19 protein-coding genes are annotated in these 16,442 nt (G+C 71.4%); 11 read left to right on the top strand and 8 right to left on the bottom strand.

Annotated features, from left to right (window positions below; genetic code table 11):
• Positions 1–21: 21 nt before the first annotated feature.
• The gene (locus tag AB0F81_RS36650; protein WP_360205017.1) at positions 22–642 is read right to left on the bottom strand and encodes a hypothetical protein; all 621 of its coding nucleotides are present in this window, start codon (positions 640–642) and stop codon (positions 22–24) included.
• A gap of 33 nt (positions 643–675) precedes the next feature.
• On the opposite strand from AB0F81_RS36650, the gene AB0F81_RS36645 reads away from it, so the two are divergent.
• Genes AB0F81_RS36645 through AB0F81_RS36630 form a run of 4 tightly spaced genes read left to right on the top strand, consistent with a single transcriptional unit; the run spans position 676 to position 2,828 of the window.
• Positions 676–1,662, top strand: coding sequence for an endonuclease/exonuclease/phosphatase family protein (locus tag AB0F81_RS36645; RefSeq protein WP_360205014.1), 987 nt, complete (start codon positions 676–678; stop codon positions 1,660–1,662).
• Positions 1,659–2,228: a hypothetical protein gene (locus tag AB0F81_RS36640; RefSeq protein WP_360205011.1), complete on the top strand. Its 570-nt coding sequence runs from the start codon at positions 1,659–1,661 to the stop codon at positions 2,226–2,228. The genes AB0F81_RS36645 and AB0F81_RS36640 overlap by 4 nt, the downstream gene beginning before the upstream one ends.
• Positions 2,229–2,250: 22 nt before the next feature.
• Positions 2,251–2,538 carry a hypothetical protein gene (locus tag AB0F81_RS36635; protein WP_360205008.1) on the top strand — a complete coding sequence of 96 codons (288 nt, stop codon included), beginning with the start codon at positions 2,251–2,253 and terminating at the stop codon, positions 2,536–2,538.
• Positions 2,539–2,564: 26 nt separating this feature from the next.
• On the top strand, positions 2,565–2,828 hold the full coding sequence (locus AB0F81_RS36630) for a hypothetical protein (protein ID WP_360205006.1): 264 nt from the start codon (positions 2,565–2,567) through the stop codon (positions 2,826–2,828).
• Here AB0F81_RS36630 and AB0F81_RS36625 read toward each other — a convergent pair.
• Entirely contained in the window at positions 2,825–4,870 is a 2,046-nt protein-coding gene (locus AB0F81_RS36625; RefSeq protein WP_360205003.1) for an ATP-binding protein, read from the bottom strand. The genes AB0F81_RS36630 and AB0F81_RS36625 overlap by 4 nt on opposite strands.
• Before the next feature lie 62 nt (positions 4,871–4,932).
• Positions 4,933–5,919 (bottom strand): alpha/beta hydrolase fold domain-containing protein, encoded by a 987-nt coding sequence (locus AB0F81_RS36620; protein ID WP_360205000.1) that lies wholly within the window; start codon positions 5,917–5,919, stop codon positions 4,933–4,935.
• Positions 5,920–5,987: 68 nt separating this feature from the next.
• On the opposite strand from AB0F81_RS36620, the gene AB0F81_RS36615 reads away from it, so the two are divergent.
• Positions 5,988–6,533, top strand: a complete 546-nt coding sequence (locus AB0F81_RS36615; protein WP_360204998.1) for a TetR/AcrR family transcriptional regulator — start codon at positions 5,988–5,990, stop codon at positions 6,531–6,533.
• On the opposite strand, the gene AB0F81_RS36610 is transcribed toward AB0F81_RS36615, so the two are convergent.
• The 3 genes from AB0F81_RS36610 to AB0F81_RS36600 form a co-directional block, all read right to left on the bottom strand.
• Entirely contained in the window at positions 6,527–6,913 is a 387-nt protein-coding gene (locus AB0F81_RS36610) for a VOC family protein (protein ID WP_360204995.1), read from the bottom strand. The two genes, AB0F81_RS36615 and AB0F81_RS36610, sit on opposite strands and share 7 nt — an antisense overlap.
• Positions 6,914–6,935: 22 nt before the next feature.
• Positions 6,936–8,165 (bottom strand): MFS transporter, encoded by a 1,230-nt coding sequence (locus tag AB0F81_RS36605; RefSeq protein ID WP_360204992.1) that lies wholly within the window; start codon positions 8,163–8,165, stop codon positions 6,936–6,938.
• A gap of 78 nt (positions 8,166–8,243) precedes the next feature.
• Complete coding sequence (locus AB0F81_RS36600; protein WP_360204989.1) at positions 8,244–9,650, bottom strand: PLP-dependent aminotransferase family protein; 1,407 nt, start codon at positions 9,648–9,650, stop codon at positions 8,244–8,246.
• A gap of 81 nt (positions 9,651–9,731) precedes the next feature.
• Here AB0F81_RS36600 and AB0F81_RS36595 point away from each other — a divergent pair, with 81 nt between their 5' ends.
• The gene (locus tag AB0F81_RS36595) at positions 9,732–10,829 is read left to right on the top strand and encodes a pyridoxal phosphate-dependent aminotransferase (RefSeq protein ID WP_360204986.1); all 1,098 of its coding nucleotides are present in this window, start codon (positions 9,732–9,734) and stop codon (positions 10,827–10,829) included.
• 17 nt (positions 10,830–10,846) lie between these two features.
• Here the strand turns inward: AB0F81_RS36595 and AB0F81_RS36590 are convergent, their stop codons facing one another.
• Positions 10,847–11,491, bottom strand: coding sequence for a M23 family metallopeptidase (locus AB0F81_RS36590; protein ID WP_360204983.1), 645 nt, complete (start codon positions 11,489–11,491; stop codon positions 10,847–10,849).
• Positions 11,492–11,572: 81 nt separating this feature from the next.
• Between AB0F81_RS36590 and AB0F81_RS36585 the strand changes: the two genes are divergently transcribed.
• Both AB0F81_RS36585 and AB0F81_RS36580 read left to right on the top strand, forming a co-directional pair.
• Complete coding sequence (locus tag AB0F81_RS36585; RefSeq protein ID WP_360204980.1) at positions 11,573–12,106, top strand: DUF6886 family protein; 534 nt, start codon at positions 11,573–11,575, stop codon at positions 12,104–12,106.
• A 555-nt stretch (positions 12,107–12,661) separates the two neighbouring features.
• Positions 12,662–13,015 carry a hypothetical protein gene (locus tag AB0F81_RS36580; RefSeq protein WP_360204978.1) on the top strand — a complete coding sequence of 118 codons (354 nt, stop codon included), beginning with the start codon at positions 12,662–12,664 and terminating at the stop codon, positions 13,013–13,015.
• A 174-nt stretch (positions 13,016–13,189) separates the two neighbouring features.
• Here AB0F81_RS36580 and AB0F81_RS36575 read toward each other — a convergent pair whose 3' ends face one another.
• Positions 13,190–13,408 (bottom strand): hypothetical protein, encoded by a 219-nt coding sequence (locus AB0F81_RS36575; protein ID WP_360204975.1) that lies wholly within the window; start codon positions 13,406–13,408, stop codon positions 13,190–13,192.
• A 263-nt stretch (positions 13,409–13,671) separates the two neighbouring features.
• On the opposite strand from AB0F81_RS36575, the gene AB0F81_RS36570 reads away from it, so the two are divergent.
• From AB0F81_RS36570 to AB0F81_RS36560, 3 genes are all read left to right on the top strand, one after another.
• Complete coding sequence (locus tag AB0F81_RS36570; RefSeq protein ID WP_360204973.1) at positions 13,672–14,220, top strand: helix-turn-helix domain-containing protein; 549 nt, start codon at positions 13,672–13,674, stop codon at positions 14,218–14,220.
• Positions 14,217–15,512 carry an MFS transporter gene (locus tag AB0F81_RS36565; RefSeq protein ID WP_360204970.1) on the top strand — a complete coding sequence of 432 codons (1,296 nt, stop codon included), beginning with the start codon at positions 14,217–14,219 and terminating at the stop codon, positions 15,510–15,512. Before AB0F81_RS36570 ends, AB0F81_RS36565 begins: the two co-directional genes overlap by 4 nt.
• 55 nt (positions 15,513–15,567) lie before the next feature.
• A partial coding sequence (locus tag AB0F81_RS36560) for a S41 family peptidase (protein ID WP_360204967.1) occupies positions 15,568–16,442 on the top strand: 875 nt, incomplete at its 3' end.

Below are 16,442 nucleotides of genomic sequence, written 5' to 3'. Positions count from 1 at the left end.
CGGGCCATGATGCCGCACCGGTCAGGCCGGCGACCGGCTATCGGCCAGCCGGCCGCCGTAGGAGGCGACCAGGGCGGACGCCACGATCGCCGCGTCCGCGCCGGCGACCTCCGCCGGATACTCCGGCAGCAGATCGTCCCAGACGACCAGCCAGGAACCGCGCAGCTGCGCCTGGCCCTCAGGGCGGGCGAAGAACCAGACATGCAGGTGGGCCAGGCCGTCCCCGATGCGGTAGACGTGCGCCCGCGCGATGTGCGGCAAGGCCTGTACGTGCCGGACGATGTGCGCGGTGATCACACCTAGCTCGGCGGCCAGGTCGTCGGGCAGGTCCGCCAGGTCGTGGTGCTCGCGCGGGTAGAGCATGAGCGCCAGCGGCACCCCGACGCCCGGGAAACGGACCAGCCGCCACCGGTCGGTGAACCAGATCCCCTGATCCCGCTCGTGGCAGGCGACGCAGTCGGCCGGATCCTCGCCGTGGCGTGCCGGCTCCGGCAGGACCGGCGGCCGTAACGGTGAGACGCGCAGACCCTCCCGCTCGAACGGGCTGATCTCCCATCCGGTCATCCGCGCCAACGGCAACCGGCCCGCCTCGTCGGCGGCGGAGAGCGCGTGGTCGCGGAACTCGTCGGGTCGCAACGCCATGCCGGGAAGACTAGACCGGATACCGTCACCGCCATGACGATCATGAACGCCCCGGCGCGGACGCGACCGCTCGTCCGCAAGCTGCTGCCCTGGGTGCTGCTGGCGCCGGCACTGGTCTGGCTGCCGGGCCGGGTCTTCGGGCTCGAACGGGGCATCCTGGTCATGCTGGTGGCGTTCACACCGTACGTCGCTGTCTGGTCCTTGATCGTGTTGCTGATCGCGCTGGCGATCAGGCGGTGGGCGGCCGCCGTGGCGGCCGGGCTGGTCGCCGTCGGCCTGGCCGCGTGTGTGCTGCCGCGCGCCCTGCCGGAGTTCGGCGACCGTCCCACCGGGGGCGTCGAGCTGCGGGTGATGACCGCCAACGTGTGGTTCGGCGAGGCCGATGCGGCCGACGTCGTGCGGCTGGTGCGGGACAACGACGTGGCCGTGCTCGCCCTGCAGGAGTTCACCGCGGGCAGCGCGGAGGCGCTGAAGGCTGCCGGGCTCGCCGAGCTGCTGCCGCATCAGCAGCTGGCGCCGGAGGAGGGTGCGAGCGGTTCGGGGCTGTACTCCCGTTATCCGCTGACCGACCCGGGGTCGCGGCGCAACGACGGCGGGTTCCAGCAGGTGTTCGGCGTGATCCAGCCGCCCGGTGCGGCCGCGGTCCATGTGGAGTCGGTGCATCCGCTGGCTCCGGCACATCCGAGTGTGCTCTCCGGTTGGTGGGCCGATCTGCGCGAGCAGCTGCCGGCGGATCGCGACCGCGCGCCGCGGATCCTGCTCGGCGACTTCAACGCGACGCTCGACCACGAGGCGCTGCGGGACCTCATCGACACCGGTTACCGGGACGCCGCCGACGCGGTGGGCGAGGGCCTGGTTCCGACCTGGGGACCGTACGACGGGGACCTGATCCCGCCGGTGACCATCGATCACGTGCTGGTCGACGAGCGGGTCGGGGTCAGCGACGTCGAGGTGCATGCGGTGACCCGTTCCGATCACCGTGCCCTGTACGCCGCCCTGACGGTCCCGGCCGCCCGGTGAATGTCGCTGACCTGCTGGCGCGCGCCGTCGGCATGCTGCCCCCGCACGTCGTCAACGAGGCTGGCCGCACCGTCGCCGACGTCGGCGAGTTCCTGGACCACGACGAATGGGAGATCGCCCTCGACTTTCTCGCCGACCTGGACGCCGGGTGGCGGCCGCCACCCGTGTGGTGGGACCTGCTGATCGAGGCCGCCGATCTGATGGTGCTCGCTGACACCGCCGCCTGGTGCCGCTGGGGCCGGTGGGAGAGCATCCACGGGATCATCCGGGCGGAACTGACGCTGATCCCGCCCGCGCAGGGCGGCCGGACGACCGCAGTCCCCGGTCGCGGGGTCCTGCGCCCACTGTGGGACATCGGCCGGCGCACCGCGGCGGGCGAACCGGATCTGCGGGTGGCGCGCGTCTGGGTGGAGTACGCACCGGAGCTGCCGCCGGGCGCCACCGGCTCGGTCCGGTTGGCGCCCCTGGTCCCGGGCGACTGGCGGGACCTGCAACCGGGCCGAACGATCACCATGCACGAAAGGCGGCCCGTCGCGGGGACGGCCACGATCATCGAGGTGGCTTGAGCGGGAGGGTCACGATGGGCACATGCCCCGTCCCTCCGACACCGGACGCTTCGCCGACGTCGCCGAGCCCGACCTGGCCCGCGTGCAGTCCCACACCGACGTGGCCCGCATCGTCGAGCTGATGCTCGCTGACCTGCGCGCCCACCCGCAGGCCTGGGAGAACCCGACCCTGGAGCGATTTCTCGACGCGCTGGCCGCCGGCCTCGACGACCTCGGAGCGCTGCACACCAACCGGGGCGAGGCCATGCCGTCCGAGCCGAGCTGGAAGCTGCTCGCCGAATGCCTGGTGATGGCCACCGGGTACGAGTGAGGCGGGCGCAGCGAAGGGAGTTCCTGATGACACCTGAGCCGTGCACCGACCGCGACGGTCTGCGGCGGCACCTGTCCGTGAACCTGTACGACGACCCGAGCGGGGACGGCGGACGGATCGGCCACACGCTGTGCTCCACACCCGGCAACGTGGTCGGGGCCAGCGATCAGGCCGCGGTCGACGTCGCCTACGACATGTACCTCAGTGACATGCACGTCTCGGTCGCGCAGCTGCCACCGTGCGACGAGTGCCGGCGGGCCGCCGAAGACCTGGCGAACAGCAGCGGCTAGGCGGGCGCGAGGACCCGTACGGCGGAGATCGCCGACGCCGACGGCAACGTGAAGGTGAAGCGCGACCCACCGCCGGGGTTGTCGGTGGCCGCGATCGTGCCACCGTGACGTTCCACGATCCGTTTGCAGATCGCCAGCCCGAGGCCGGTGCCGAGATAGCCGCCGCTCAGGTGCGCGCGGTGGAAGTTGGCGAAGATCGCGTCGTGCTGCCCCTCCGGGATGCCGATCCCGTTGTCGGCGATGCAGACCCGGACCCGGTCGTTCTCGTCGGTGGCCGTGATCGTCAGGGCCGGCCGGACGCCGGCGGCCGTGTACTTGATCGCGTTGCCGATGAGGTTGTCCAGCAGTTGCCGCACCAGCACCGGGTCGGCGTTCACCGGCGGCAGCCCGCCGATCGTGAACTGCGGCTCCGGTTTGCCGGCCGCGACGGCGGCGTCGGCGCGGGCGCTCGCGATCTCGGCCACCACGGCGGCGAGGTCGACCCGCGCCGGGGCGACCATCGCGTCGCGGGCCGTCGTGTACTCGAGCAGGTTGTCGATCAGCGAGCGCATCCGGCCGGACGCCCGGGACAGCCGGGTCAGATCGGCGCGGACCTCGTCGCGCCCAGGATGCGCCGGCACCTCGTCGAGGGCGCCGAGCGCGGCACTCGTCCACCCGTCCACGCTGCTCAGCGGGTTGAGCAGGTCGTGCGCGACCACGCCGGCGAAGTTGGTCAGCTCGTCGCGGTGGCGGCGTTCGGCGGTGACGTCGTGGAACAGGACGACCGTGCTGTGGGTGCCGTCCGGGTTCGGCAGGGCGGTGGCGGTGACCCGGACGACCCGGCCCTCGGACATTCCCGGGCTGCGCACCAGCGTCTCCATGGTGCGTGCCTGTTCGCTGACCAGCGCGGTGAGGTAGGCCTGCTCGTCGCCGGCGTAGCGGGAGCCGTCCGGCCGGAAGAACTCGCAGGACCCGCCGCAGCCGAGCAGGTGCACCGAGGCGGGATTGCGCAGCAGCACCCGGCCGGTGGAGTCGAGCACGGCCAGGCCGTCGGCCATCGAGTCGACGATCGCGGTCATCAGTTCGGCGTGCCGCGACGCCTGTTCGCGCTGCGCGGCCAGCTCGGTCATCAGCCGGTCGCGCTCGTCGCGGCCCAGCGCCAGCGCCAGGCCCACCACGGCGACCATGGCGGCGAAGGTCTGCAGGATGATCGACCGCAGGGCGTGACTCTCCACGATCGCGAACGGGCCGCCGTCGTGCACCGTGTAGAGCGCGGCGATGGTGGCGGCCACCAGGCTGTGCGCCACCACGAACGGCGTCGCCAGCCGGGTGGCGGCCCACACGGTCAGACCGAGCACGGCGAAGGTGAGCGGCAGGCGGTCGCCGTAGTGGAACCCGAGGATGTACAGCGAGGTGGTGCAGACGGCGAGGGTCGCGTACTCGAGGATCCGCCAGCGGGGGGTGCCGCGCAGCGTGGTGAGCCAGTGACGGCGCCACCCGGCCAGCGAGCCGTGACGGGCCCGGTAGGTCGCCACCGCCTGCCCCACGCAGATCCCGGCGATGCCGATGATCAGGGTGCTCGCGGTGTTGCGGGCCAGCCACACGACCGCCGAGACCCACGAGTACCCGTCGCCGAGCAGCCACCGGCTGGTCGGGCCGACCAGCGCCCCGCAGGCGGTGGAGGCGAACGACGCGGCCAGCAGACTCCACAGGTCACGGGGCGAGCGCACCGGCTCGGTGCCGCCCCCGCCCCACAGGCCCGGCCGCCAGCGCCGCAGCAGCAGAACGAAGACCAGCGCCTGGGCCAGGTTGGCGGCCGCGGACGCCAGCGCGGTGGCGAACGTCGCCCCGGTCAGCGAGTTCGCGAACAGGGAGATCACCACGAGCGCGCCGGCGTCCGCCCAGAACGCGGGGGAGTGCCGCTGCGCGCAGAACCAGATCACCGCGACCCCGGCGGCGGGCCACACCATGCTCAGGTTGGTGCCGTCCATCACGGTGAGCCGTCCGGCCAGGGACGCCGCCAGGTAGGCGAGAGCGAACACCGCGGTATGCAGCAGTGACACCCGGTACCCCATCCGTGACCCCTGTCGAGAGAGATCTGACCTCCCCCTATCGGCCGGATCCGCTATTCGCTGAGCGCGGGCTGCACGGCCAGCTGCTGCCGCAGGAACGTGGTGATCCGAGCCCGGGCGTCGCGGGCCTGCGGCACCAGGCCGGGCATGCTGAGAAACGCGTGCGGCGCCCCGGGATGCTCGCAGACCTGCGCCGGCGTGCCGGCCTCACGCAGCCGCCCGGCATAGGCGCGGCCCTGGTCGGCCACCGGGTCGACGAGCGGCACCACCACCAGCGCGGGCGCGAGGCCGCTGAGATCCCCGGCCCGCAGCGGCGACACCGCCTGCGGATCAGATCCATCGGGTACGGCCAGGCGCACGAACAGTCGCATCTGCGCGACGGTGAGCATCGGGCTGTCGGCGTGCTCGGTCATCGAGGGGTAGTCCAGCGCCGCCGGCGTCAGATCGGTGCACGGGTTGACCAGCACCTGCCCGCGCAGCGGCAGCCCGGCGTCGCGGGCCCGGATCGCGGCCATCGCGGCCACCGCCCCACCGGCGCTCTCGCCGAAGACCGCGACCCGCCGCGGGTCGACACCCCACTGTGCGGCGTCGCCCACGACGCAACGCAGCACGTCCCAGCCGTCGTCGACCGCCGCGGCGAGCGGGACCCGCGGGCTGATCAGCCGGTGCTCGACCGACACGACGACGGCGGGCAGGCTCGCCGCGACGTGACTGCTGATCCAGTCGCACTGCACCGCCGTGCCCACGAAACCGCCACCGTGCACGTGCACGATCAGCGGCAGCGGCTCGCCCGCCGGGGAGGCGGGGCGGTACACGCGAACCCGGAGATGGCGATCCGGCAGCGTCAGCTGCTGCCAGGCGATCCGGGCGCGACGGTCCGGAAAGCCGCTGACCAGCCGGGTCAGCCGGGCCGAGCGCCGGCGGTTCTCGGCGTCGCGGAACCGCTCCAGCTCGCCGGCGGTCAGCGCCGCCCAGTCCGGTTCGGTGCGCAGGGCCCGCAGCAGCCGGACACCCAGCGGCGGTCGTCGTGTGGCGGTCATGGCATCCCCTCGATTACGCTACTTCGAGTATCGATACTAGAAGTAGCACAACTCGCTAGGGTGTGACCATGCCCCGACCACCCGGCCGTCCCCGCACCGGCATCGACGACCTCGTCTTCGCCGCGACGCTGAGCACCGTCCACGACCTCGGCTACGCGCGGGCCACCGTCGACCGCATCGCCGCCGCGGCCGGCATCGCGAAGACCACGATCTACCGGCGCTGGCCGACCAAGGGCGCGCTGATCACCGCCTGCCTGCTCGACGCGTTCGGCCCGGCGCCGCTGCACGGCGACAGTCCGGACGAGATCATGGCCGGGGCGATCCGCTGGACGGCCGGCAAGATCGGCGAACCCGGGATCGGGGCCGCCTTCGCCGGCGTCTTCACCGACGCCGTCAACGACCCCGCCCTGCGCGAGATCCTCGCCGGCCAGCTGCAGGAGCCCTACAAAATGGCGCTGCAGAAGGCGCTCGGCGAGTCCGAGAGCCGGGTGCTGTTCCTCATCGACGTGGTCGTCGGCACCCTGCTGCACCGCCTCGGCATGACCGGCGAACCGATGACCGACACCGACGTGGACGCCCTGGTCGCGATGATCCAGCGCAGCCTGCGTCAGTGAACGCCGGCCACGCAGAAACGGTTGCCCTCCGGATCGGCGAGCACGACATAGGGCACCTCGTCCGGGTGCCGCTCGCCCGGCTCCGGATAGAACGGCCAGTCCACGCGCTGCGCGCCGAGCCCGACCAGGCGGGCCACCTCGGCGTCGAGATCACCGTCGGTCTGCAGGTCCAGGTGGATGCGGGGCAGCTCCGGCGCCGGGCTCTCGCTGGTGTCCATCGCGATCGGCGCGCCCACCACACCGGGCGGTGGCTCGATCACGATCCAGTCGTCGCCGTCCCACCGGGGCGGGCGCCGCACATAACCCAGCGCCTCCATCCAGAAGGCGCCCGCACGCTCCGGATCTTCGACACCGAGGGAGATCTGCGCGATCGCTGCCATCGGCCGATCCTAATGCGCCGGTTCAGCTGAGGGTGCGCGCGCGCCCGGCAAGCGGCGACCGTCTGACATTGATCAGCGCGTTGACTGCCGCGACCGCGTTGAGCGCGGCGATCAGCCACAACGCCGGCCCGTATCCACCGGTGCGCGTGAAGGAGATCGCCATCACCAGCGGGGCCAGGAACCCGGCGACCCCGGCCGCCGTGCTGACCAGCCCGATCACCAGCCCGATCATGGGCGGCGGCACCGCGACCGCGAGCTGCGCCATGATCGTCGTCTGGAGCACGCCCAGGCCGACGGCCAGCACCGGCAGGGTGGCCGCCAGCATGACCGGCAGCGGGGGAGTGAATGCCTGCACCGTGGCGGCCACGGTGATCGCGATCAGCGCGACGGCGAGCGGCCGGGCCGGCTCCAGGCGGTCGGCCAGCCAGCCGCCGAGCGGCCGGGTGAGGACCGAGACGATGACGACGACGCCCAGCACGTCACCGGCGCGCACCGCACTGACCTGGTAGGTGTTGACCAGGTACAGCGGCAGGGCGGCGGTGAACGTCGCGAACGAGGCGAAGCCCACCGCGTACCAGAGCGCCGCCCGCCGGGTGACCGGCAACCGCAACGCCGAGGCGAACCGGCCGCGGCCCTGCGCCGGCGACGCCGCCAGAGCCGGCGCGTTGCGCGCCGCGAAGCCCGCGACCAGAGCGAACACCGCGAGCATCGCGGCCCCGACCAGAAACGGCGCGGCCAGGCTGTACTCGTCGACCAGCCGGACAGCGGTGAACCCGGCGATCGCATTGCCGCACAGGCCCGCCCCGACCGCGCCGAGGGCCAGGCCGCGGCTCCCGCCGGCGAACCAGGCACTGACGAACGGCACGCTGACGGTGAGCATGGTGCCCGCGATGCCCAGCAGCGCGGCGCCGGCCAGCAGCCCCACCGCCGACCGGGTCCCCGCCGTGGCCAGCACCAGCAGGGCGACGATCGTCGCGGCGGCCACCACCACGAACATGACGCGGCCACCGAACCGGTCGGTCAGGGCGCCGACCGGCACCCGGCCCAGCGCGCCCACCACCACGGTCAGCGACACCGCCAGGGCCTGCTGGACCGGGGTCAGCCCGAGCGCCTCGTCCAGGATCGGCGCCAGCGGCCCCATCAGCGCCCACGCCCAGGAGGCGATCACATAGGCGATCACCGCGACGGCGAGCATCGCGAGACGTTCCGGCGGTTGGCGTACCGGCACGCCGGCGGCGTCGGTGATCTGCACTTTTCGGCCTCCCCATGGCTCGGGTGGACTATCGCAGCCGCCCGCCGGGAGATCAACGAACTGTCAGGTCGACGGCTCTCAAACCGCCATCGCGGGCGGATATGTGGCGCGGGCCGGGCGGGCGTCGTACTCCCGCCAGGCGACGGCGAGCCGCCGCACGGCCTCGCTCAACTCCTGCGGCGCCGCCAGGAAGTGCAGGCGCAGATGATCGTCGCTGGTGCCGTCCGGGTCGAGACCCGAACCGGGCAGCACCGCCACCCCGTGCCGCAGCGCCAGCTGGGCGAACGAGCGAGCGTCGCCGTGCGGCAGCCGCACCCACAGGGTCTGCCCGCCGGGCACCGCCGGCGCGTGCCACGCCGGCAGATGCCGGGCGAGTTCGGCACGCAGGTGGTCATGGTGGGCGCGGCGCTCGGCGGCGGTGCGCCGCAGCAGCGGCTCCAGCCGCGGGATCAGCTCGGCGGCGGCCAGCTGGGCGGGCACGTTGCCGCCCAGATCGAACACGGTACGCATCCGCGCCAGCCGGGCGATCATCGCGGCGGTCGCCCGGACCCAGCCGACCCGCAGGCCGCCCCACGCCACCTTGCTCAGCGAGCCGATCGTGATCACGCCGTCGTGGTGGGCGGCGATCGGCGGCGGCACCGGCTCGCCGGGGAAACCCAGGTCGGTCAGGGCCTCGTCCTCGATCAACGGGACCTCGGCCGCGGCGGACGCCGCAGCGATCCTGCGCCGGACCGCGGGGCCCAGGACACTGCCGGTGGGGTTGTGGAAGGTGCTCACCGCGTACGAAAGCACGGGTTTGTGATGTGCGAGAGCGGAAGCGAAGCCACCGAGAGTGACCGGAACCGTCCGCAGGACCGCACCCTCCTCCCGGAACGCCTCCAGCGCCCCGAAATAGGTCGGCGCCTGCACCAGCACCCGGTCACCGGGCCTGATCAGGGCCCGGGCCAGCAGCGTCAGCGCCTGCTGCCCGCCGGTGGTGATCAGCACCCGGTCGGCGGTGGTGGGCAGCCCGCGGGCGGTGAACCGGTCCGCGAGGGCCTCGCGCAACGCGAGATGGCCCATCGGGTGGTAGCCGATGTCACCGGCGATGTCCGCCAGCCGCGGCACGGTCCGCGCATAGGCCTCCACCAGCTCCGGCGGCGGCGCGTCGGGCGCCGCACAGGCCAGCATGATCACGCCGTCGCGGGGTTCGAGCAGGTGCAGGAATCCCGGCGCCTCGGTCGTTGGCCGGGCCGTCGCCGCGACCGGGCCGGCCACCCGGGTGCCGCTGCCCTGGCGCCGCACGATCCGGCCCTCGCCGCACAGCAGGTCGTAGGCCGCGACCACGGTGCTGCGGCCCACCGCCAGCGCGGTCGCCAGCGCGCGGTCCGGCGGCAGCGGCGCGCCCGGCGGCAGCTCGCCCTCGTCGATCAGCGTGCGAATCCGCGCCGCGAGCAGCAGATACAGCGCGCCGCGCCCGGACGACCAGCGACCCAGACGCTCCACCAACCCGATTGGCTCCATCAGCAAACCAATCTAACGGCATTGGCCCTGCTCCGGGAAGGGGCCCGCCGCGACGATGAACGCATGACCGATTTCGCGCCGAGCGCCATGACCGCGCTGATCGACGACCACGCCCGCTTCGACCTGGCCGAGAGCACCTGCCCACCGGTGTCGCTCGGCGACCTCGCCGACCCGGCCGAACTCGCCGCCGTGCCGCTCGGCTACGGCACCACCCGCGGCGACATCGCGCTGCGGGAACTCATCGCCGCCGGGACCGGCGTGACCGCCGGCCAGGTGCTGGTCACGGTCGGCGCGATCGAGGGGATGTTCCTGCTCGCCCAGGCCGTGTGCCGGCCCGGCGACCGGGTGCTGCTGGTCACGCCCTGTTTCCCGCCGGCGCGGACCGTCCCGGAAGGACTCGGCGCCGAGATCGACGTGGTGCGGGCGAGCTTCGACGACGGCTACCGCCTGCCACTGGAACGGGTGGTGGCGGCGCTCGGGCCGCGTACCCGTCTGGTGTCGCTCGCCTCGCCGCAGAATCCCTCCGGCGTCCGCGTCACCGAGAGCGAGCTGCGCGAGCTGCTCGCTGCGGTGCGCTCCCGCGCACCGCAGGCGGTGGTCCTGGTCGACGAGACCTATCGGGAGTCGACGTACGCCGAAAGCCCCGTCCCGCCGTCGGCCGCGGTCCTGCCGGGCGTCGTCACCTGCTCGTCGGTGTCGAAGGCGCACGGCGCACCCGGCCTGCGGCTGGGCTGGCTCACCGTGACCGACCCGGCCCTGTACGAGCGGCTGCGCGAGGCGAAGTTCGTGACCACGATCGCCTGCTCCGCAGTGGACGAATTCCTGGCCACCCGGGTGCTGCAGCGGCGCGACGAGATCCTGGCGCCGCGCGCCAAATTCCTCGGCGAGCAGTGGGGCGAGCTGCGCCGGTGGGCGGCCGATCAGCCGGTCGACCTGGTCGTGCCGCACGGCGGGCCGCTGTGCTGCGTGCGCCTGCGCCCGGACGTCGACGTCGCCGCGTTCTACACCCGGCTCGCGTCGCTGCAGACCCGGGTGGCGCCCGGCTCGTGGTTCGGCGAGGACGACCGGGTCTTCCGGCTCGGCTTCGGGCACCTGCCGGCCGGTGAGTTCACCGCGGCGCTCGACCGTCTCGCCGAGGCGTTGCGGCTCAGCTCACGCTGAGCCGCAACCGGTGTGGCTCAAGCCTTGCAGTGGTGCTTGCGGTTCCACGCCTTCACGGCCGCGACCGGGCTCTTCTGCCCGCCCTTGCGCCACGAGTTCAGGTATTTCGCCGGCCACACCACGCCCCGGCGCACCTTCCAGTCGCCGGTCTTCTTGCACGGCGGCGAGATGCCGTAGTGCAGGTGGCAGACGTTGCTGGCGTTACCGGTCTTGCCGAGCTTGCCGACCACCTGGCCGGCCTTCACCCGGACACCCTTCTTGATGCCCTTCGTCACCTTGCTCAGGTGCGAACCGTAGTAGCGGACCCCGTCGTCACCGAGGATCGAGACGAACTTGCCCCCGTTGTACGGCCCGTCCGGCTTGCCCTTCACATACCGGTCCTTGCGGCTGACCTCCAACACGACACCGCTGGTGGTGGCCAGCACCGGCTTGCCGCAGGCGGCGAAGATGTCGGTGGCCGGGTAACCGGAGTGCGTCTTGGGCACCGACACGTTCGACGCGCGCACCGGGAAGACGTATTTGATGGTGGCGGCTGCCGCAACCGGCGTTATCTGCACGGCCGCCGCCGGCTGCTGCGCCGCGGCCTCGGGCTCGTCGGCGCTGCAGCCGGCCAGACAGGTGGCGAGCAGAGCCACGCCGGTCAGGCTGGTAACTAATCGCATCGCGCCACCATAGGGGGAGCGGGCGGCCGCCCGCAGTCCCGGCCGCGACTGTCGGCCCGGGAACACCGGTACCGTGACCGCGTGCTGCCGCCCAGGTTGTTCCACGTCAGTGATGAGGGTCCGTTCACCACGATGAGCCCCCGGCCCTCGCCTCCCGGCACACCATATGAAGGGCGCGAGTGGGTCTGGGCTGTCGACGAGACGCGGCTGCCGAACTATCTGCTGCCCCGGGATTGTCCCCGAGTGTGCTGGGCGACGCCCCCAGCGCCGCATGCCCTGCTCAGCTCACCCGCCGCCCGCGTGATCGTGGTCGAGCACGGATGGCTGCCCCGTCTCCGGCAGGCGTCCCTCAACGTTCACCACCTCGATCCGGCGAACTTCACGCTGCTCGACGCGACGGCCGGCTACTGGGTGAGTGAGCAGACCGCCCGGGTGCGGGAGGTGACCGAGGTCGACGACTGCCTGACCGCCTTGGGCCGGCATGACGTGGAGGTGCGCCTGACCGCCTCGCTGTGGCCGTATGTCGACGCGGTCGTGGCGGCGGGAGGCGAGTTCAGCGCCATCCGGATGCGAAACGCCCGTCCCCGGCAGACAGTCGGCGACAGCGTTCGCTGAGCGTCCGCGTCCGAGCGCCTCCCGGATCGCGCGGCATCAGCGTGCATCACGCAGCCGAAGTCGCAGGCGCCGGGCGGACCCTGTTGCCCTTGCGGCCTCGCTCCTCGCTATCACGGTGGGAATGCGGTCCGGAAGGCAGCGATCGTGGCGGCCTGCTCATCCGGATATTGCTCGATCGCCTGGTGCACAGTGCCGAGGGCGGCGATGAGCGGGTCGTCCTGGCGTGCGCTGATGACCGTGTTGATCGCCTGAACGGCGGGGCGAGCGGCGGCAGCTCGAATGCGAGCATCGCCTTGTAGCCGTCGGTGTCGGTGCCGAACCGACCCTTCCCGAGAACACGCTCGCGCTGGTCGACAGCCTCGTCGCCGAAGAGAGGACGTTCGACCATCGGCCACGACGAGCAGGCAAAGGCGGCATAAGGCGTATCCGGTGCCGGCAACTGCCACCGGCCTGCGGCTGTGCAGATGGCAGAACTCGGTGAGTGTTACCCGGTGCACGCTGCACATATGTGCCGCCTATCGTGATCACGCCTGGCGTCATCTCAGGGGAGTTAGCGTGGACCGGATCACTGCACTTCAGGAAACGATCGATCGCATTGCCGAAGCCGCTGGGCACTACGGTCCGGAACGGCAGGTCCTCAGTATCGACCCTGTTGACCTCTTCGCCGCCCCGGACCCGAACCAGCATGGCGGCTACACGACGTTAACCACTGGCGTCATCCAACGCGCTCTCGTCACTATCGCCAACGACCATCGAGGGTGCGCCATTTCCGACTGCGGCACGTGTGCTGCTCTGCGCACCGGTCTCGCCGCATGCCTGTCGGAATTGAGAAGTGAGCAGCAAGCGCTGCGGGAACAGCCTGACGAGACTGAGCCGCGTTCACTATGGCGACGGCTCAGGCGCGGCTAGGAAGAGAACTCCGGTACCGGCCATACGATTTTGCCGCCGAGCGTGCGGCTGCAGGCGGGGCAAACTATAGAAGCCTGTGGCCGGCCTCGGTGATGTGAGCGGCGAGTACGACGCCCTCGGGGCTGTCGGACCAGACGGCAGTGCGTGTGCTCTCTCGCGCAAGGTCGTCATCGGTCAGCGGCACGCCTTCCTCCCATTGCGCGGGCAATTGCGGAACTGGCGCACTTCGACGAAGCCTCGTGTTGCCAGCGAGATCAAAGCGGGCGCGAGGATGTCAGCGAGTTGCTGCCGTGTCGTCTCCTCGTGCCAGCGCATTTTCCAGAGTGGCAGTGGCGAGTCCTCAAGTGGCTGCAGGACCAAGACTTCGGCGTTGTCCAGCCATTCGTCGGCCATGCATCCCTCCAGATGGAGCGGGATTAGTGCAGCGGGCACTCGGGCGATCGCTTCTGCCATTGTCCGTGCTCGGGTCAACCTGCTGTCACAGTCGGTCGTCGGCCGGTAGCAGGCTGACGTCCTGTCGGCGCACTCGATCTTCGGTGGGCGACCCTCTGGGGCCGCGCGCCCGTCCCTGTTGTCCCGCGCCGGGTTCTGGATCTTCTGCGAAAGGTCGCCCGGAACGCTTGCGCAATGGTCAAGGAACGTTGACCATTGAGCGCATGCCTACCGATGATCTGCCCGAGACGTTTCACGTCACCACAGACGAGCAGCTACGCGCCGTCTCCAATCTCACGCGTCACCGGATCATGGCCGTGCTGCGCTTCGAGCCGGCGACGATTACGCAGATCGCCGACCGGGTGGGTCTGGCGAAGGGCAGCTCCAGCTATCACGTGCGGTTGCTGGAGCGGGCCGGCCTGGTGAAGGTGGTCCGGACGCGGAAGGTGCGGGGGGTCATCGAGCGGTACTACGCGATGGCCGCGCGGTCGATCGAGCTGCCCGATCCGGGCGAGGGAGGGCCGGACGTGCTGATGCGCCACGCCGTGGCTGACCTGGAAGCGTCGCCGGCGGATGGCCAGCGGTACGTACGGATGGCGCACCTGCGGCTCACCGACGAACAGTTCGCGGAGCTGGGGGCGCGGCTGCACGCACTGGCCGACGAGTACCGGGAGCTGTCCGACCCGGCGCTGCCCGACACGTCGCTCGTCTTCGCGCTGTTCCACCCGGCCCACCCGGTGCAGCCCGGACACGCCGAGGAGGGCGCCAGGTGAGCGCAGACCTTCGGAAGATGCCGACCGGGTTCGTACGACTGTGGAGCGCGCAGACGATCTCCTCACTCGGTGACGGGGTGACGCATGCCGCCCTGCCACTACTCGCGCTGACGCTGACGCGGGATCCGATGGCGCTCGCCGTCGTCACGGCCGCCGGGACGCTGCCGTGGCTGCTGTTCGGGGTGCTCGGCGGTGCGCTGGTGGACCGCTGGGACCGCCGGCACACGATGTGGGTCACCGACGCCGCGCGTGCGGTGTTGCTCGCAACAGCAGCGGCAGCAGCCGTATTCGACGTGCTGAGCATCCCGCTTCTCGCGGCCGTCGCCTTCCTGCTCGGCCTCGGCAGCCTCTTCTTCGACACGGCCGCCACGGCCTACCTGCCGGACCTGCTCGGCCGCAATTCCGCACTACTGGAGCGCGCCAATTCCCGCCTCCGCGGAGCCCAAACCGCCATGTCCGGCTTCGCGGGACCGCCCGCGGGCAGCGCCCTGCTCGCGCTCGGGCGGGCGGTGCCGCTGTTCGCCGACGCGGTGTCGTTCGCGCTCTCCGCGCTGCTCGTCCGGTCGCTTCCTGCCGTGCCCCGACCCGCGACGCAGGCCCGCGAATCGCTGCTGCGCCAAGCGCGGGCCGGCGCCGCGTACGTCTTCCGCGACCGGCTCCTGCTCGGCCTCGCCCTTCGCCCAGCCGTCGGGAACATCGCCTTCACCGCCGTCGGGACCGTCCTCGCCCTCTTCGCCCACGACCGCCTCGGCATCAGCACCTACGGCTTCGGCCTGCTCCTCACAGCAGAGGCCACCGGCGGCCTACTCGGCGCGGCCATCGCCTCCCCCCTCGGCCGGCGACTCGGCACCGGCACCGCACTGACCTGCACAGCCGCCATCGAAGGACTCGCCATCCTGGGCCTTGCCGCCGCCCCGAACCCCTACCTCGCCGGCCTCGCGCTCGCCGTCTGCGGAGCAGCCATGGGCGCCACGATGGTGCTCGCACCCTCCCTGCGACAGGCGATCGTCCCCGCCCACCTGATAGGCCGGGTCACCTCCACCTCGCGCATGCTCGCCATGTGCGCCGCCCCGCTCGGCGCGTTCCTCGGCGGCTGGCTGGCCTCCACAAGCGACGTTCGTACCCCGCTCTACACCGCCGCCGGTCTCCTCCTCACCATGACCGCCATCACGGCGAGCATGACCAGCAACCGCCGGGTCGAAGCCGCGCTGCGCGCCGCCACCCCGGCCGATGGTCCAGGTCAGCCGGAATCGGAGGATCCCGTCCGGCAAGGCGTACCGGAATTGGTGTGACGGACGACGAGCGGACGGGAACCCGGACCAGATGAATCTTGGAGATGGTGCGTCGATGTCGGCAAAGCTGGTGGAAAAGGCACTGGAACTGTTGTGCGGAAACTACATTTTTGCCGACCGGGCTCAGGAGGCGGCTGAGCGCATCCGCAGGCGACTGGCCGCCGGTGAGTATGACCAGTTGGACGAGGAAGCCCTCGGCCAGCGGCTGACGGCGGAACTGTTCGAAGTCTGTCAGGACAAGCACTTGCGGGTGCGGGCACGTACCGAGGACGTGCGCGAAGCGCTCACCAAGCCCGAGATGGAGGCGGTCTGGCGAGAGCAGCAGCGACTCACCAACTACGGCATCGCGCGTGTGGAGCGGCTGAACGGCAACGTCGGGATGCTCGATCTGCGGTTCGTCACCTCGGCCGGTATCGGTGGGCGGGCGATCGTCGCGGCCATGGAGTTGGTGTCACAGACGCACGCATTGATAGTTGATCTTCGTGCGAACCGGGGTGGATCTCCCGACGGTGCCGTGTTCTGGACGAGCTACTTCTTCCCGGACGGAGAAACCCATCTCAACAGCATCTACGAAGGTTCCACCGGCCGGACCCGTCAATTCTGGAGCCACGCATGGCTGCCCGGCGAGCGGTATCTCGACCGGCCCTTATACCTGCTGACCAGCGAATCCACCTTCTCGGCCGACGAGGAGATCTGCTACAACCTCAAGGCGCAGAAACGAGCCGTCCTGGTCGGCGCGACGACCAAGGGAGGCGCTCATCCGACGGATGCCTTCCCGATCACACCGACCCTCGAAATCACGGTCCCGGTGGCCCGCTCCATCAACCCGGTCACCGGCACCAACTGGGAAGGCACCGGCGTGGAACCCGACGTGGCCGTAACCGCCCAGGAGGCTTTCGACGTCGCCTACCGGATGGCCTTGCAACACGT

The organism is Actinoplanes sp. NPDC024001 (genome assembly GCF_040638955.1).
In the GTDB taxonomy this organism is placed as follows: domain Bacteria; phylum Actinomycetota; class Actinomycetes; order Mycobacteriales; family Micromonosporaceae; genus Actinoplanes.
Note: the sequence above shows the minus strand (reverse complement) of the source record. Positions and strands in the feature narration are given on the sequence as shown.

What these genes read in the sequence shown, in the direction of transcription:
- AB0F81_RS36645 (WP_360205014.1), top strand. Translation starts at nt 676, where the DNA reads ATGACGATCATGAACGCCCCGGCGCGGACGCGACCGCTCGTCCGCAAG.
- AB0F81_RS36630 (WP_360205006.1), top strand. Translation starts at nt 2,565, where the DNA reads ATGACACCTGAGCCGTGCACCGACCGCGACGGTCTGCGGCGGCACCTG.
- AB0F81_RS36570 (WP_360204973.1), top strand. Translation starts at nt 13,672, where the DNA reads ATGCCTACCGATGATCTGCCCGAGACGTTTCACGTCACCACAGACGAG.
- AB0F81_RS36620 (WP_360205000.1), bottom strand. Translation starts at nt 5,919, where the DNA reads ATGACCGCCACACGACGACCGCCGCTGGGTGTCCGGCTGCTGCGGGCC.
- AB0F81_RS36650 (WP_360205017.1), bottom strand. Translation starts at nt 642, where the DNA reads ATGGCGTTGCGACCCGACGAGTTCCGCGACCACGCGCTCTCCGCCGCC.
- AB0F81_RS36610 (WP_360204995.1), bottom strand. Translation starts at nt 6,913, where the DNA reads ATGGCAGCGATCGCGCAGATCTCCCTCGGTGTCGAAGATCCGGAGCGT.
- AB0F81_RS36635 (WP_360205008.1), top strand. Translation starts at nt 2,251, where the DNA reads ATGCCCCGTCCCTCCGACACCGGACGCTTCGCCGACGTCGCCGAGCCC.
- AB0F81_RS36615 (WP_360204998.1), top strand. Translation starts at nt 5,988, where the DNA reads ATGCCCCGACCACCCGGCCGTCCCCGCACCGGCATCGACGACCTCGTC.
- AB0F81_RS36590 (WP_360204983.1), bottom strand. Translation starts at nt 11,491, where the DNA reads ATGCGATTAGTTACCAGCCTGACCGGCGTGGCTCTGCTCGCCACCTGT.
- AB0F81_RS36595 (WP_360204986.1), top strand. Translation starts at nt 9,732, where the DNA reads ATGACCGATTTCGCGCCGAGCGCCATGACCGCGCTGATCGACGACCAC.
- AB0F81_RS36575 (WP_360204975.1), bottom strand. Translation starts at nt 13,408, where the DNA reads ATGGCCGACGAATGGCTGGACAACGCCGAAGTCTTGGTCCTGCAGCCA.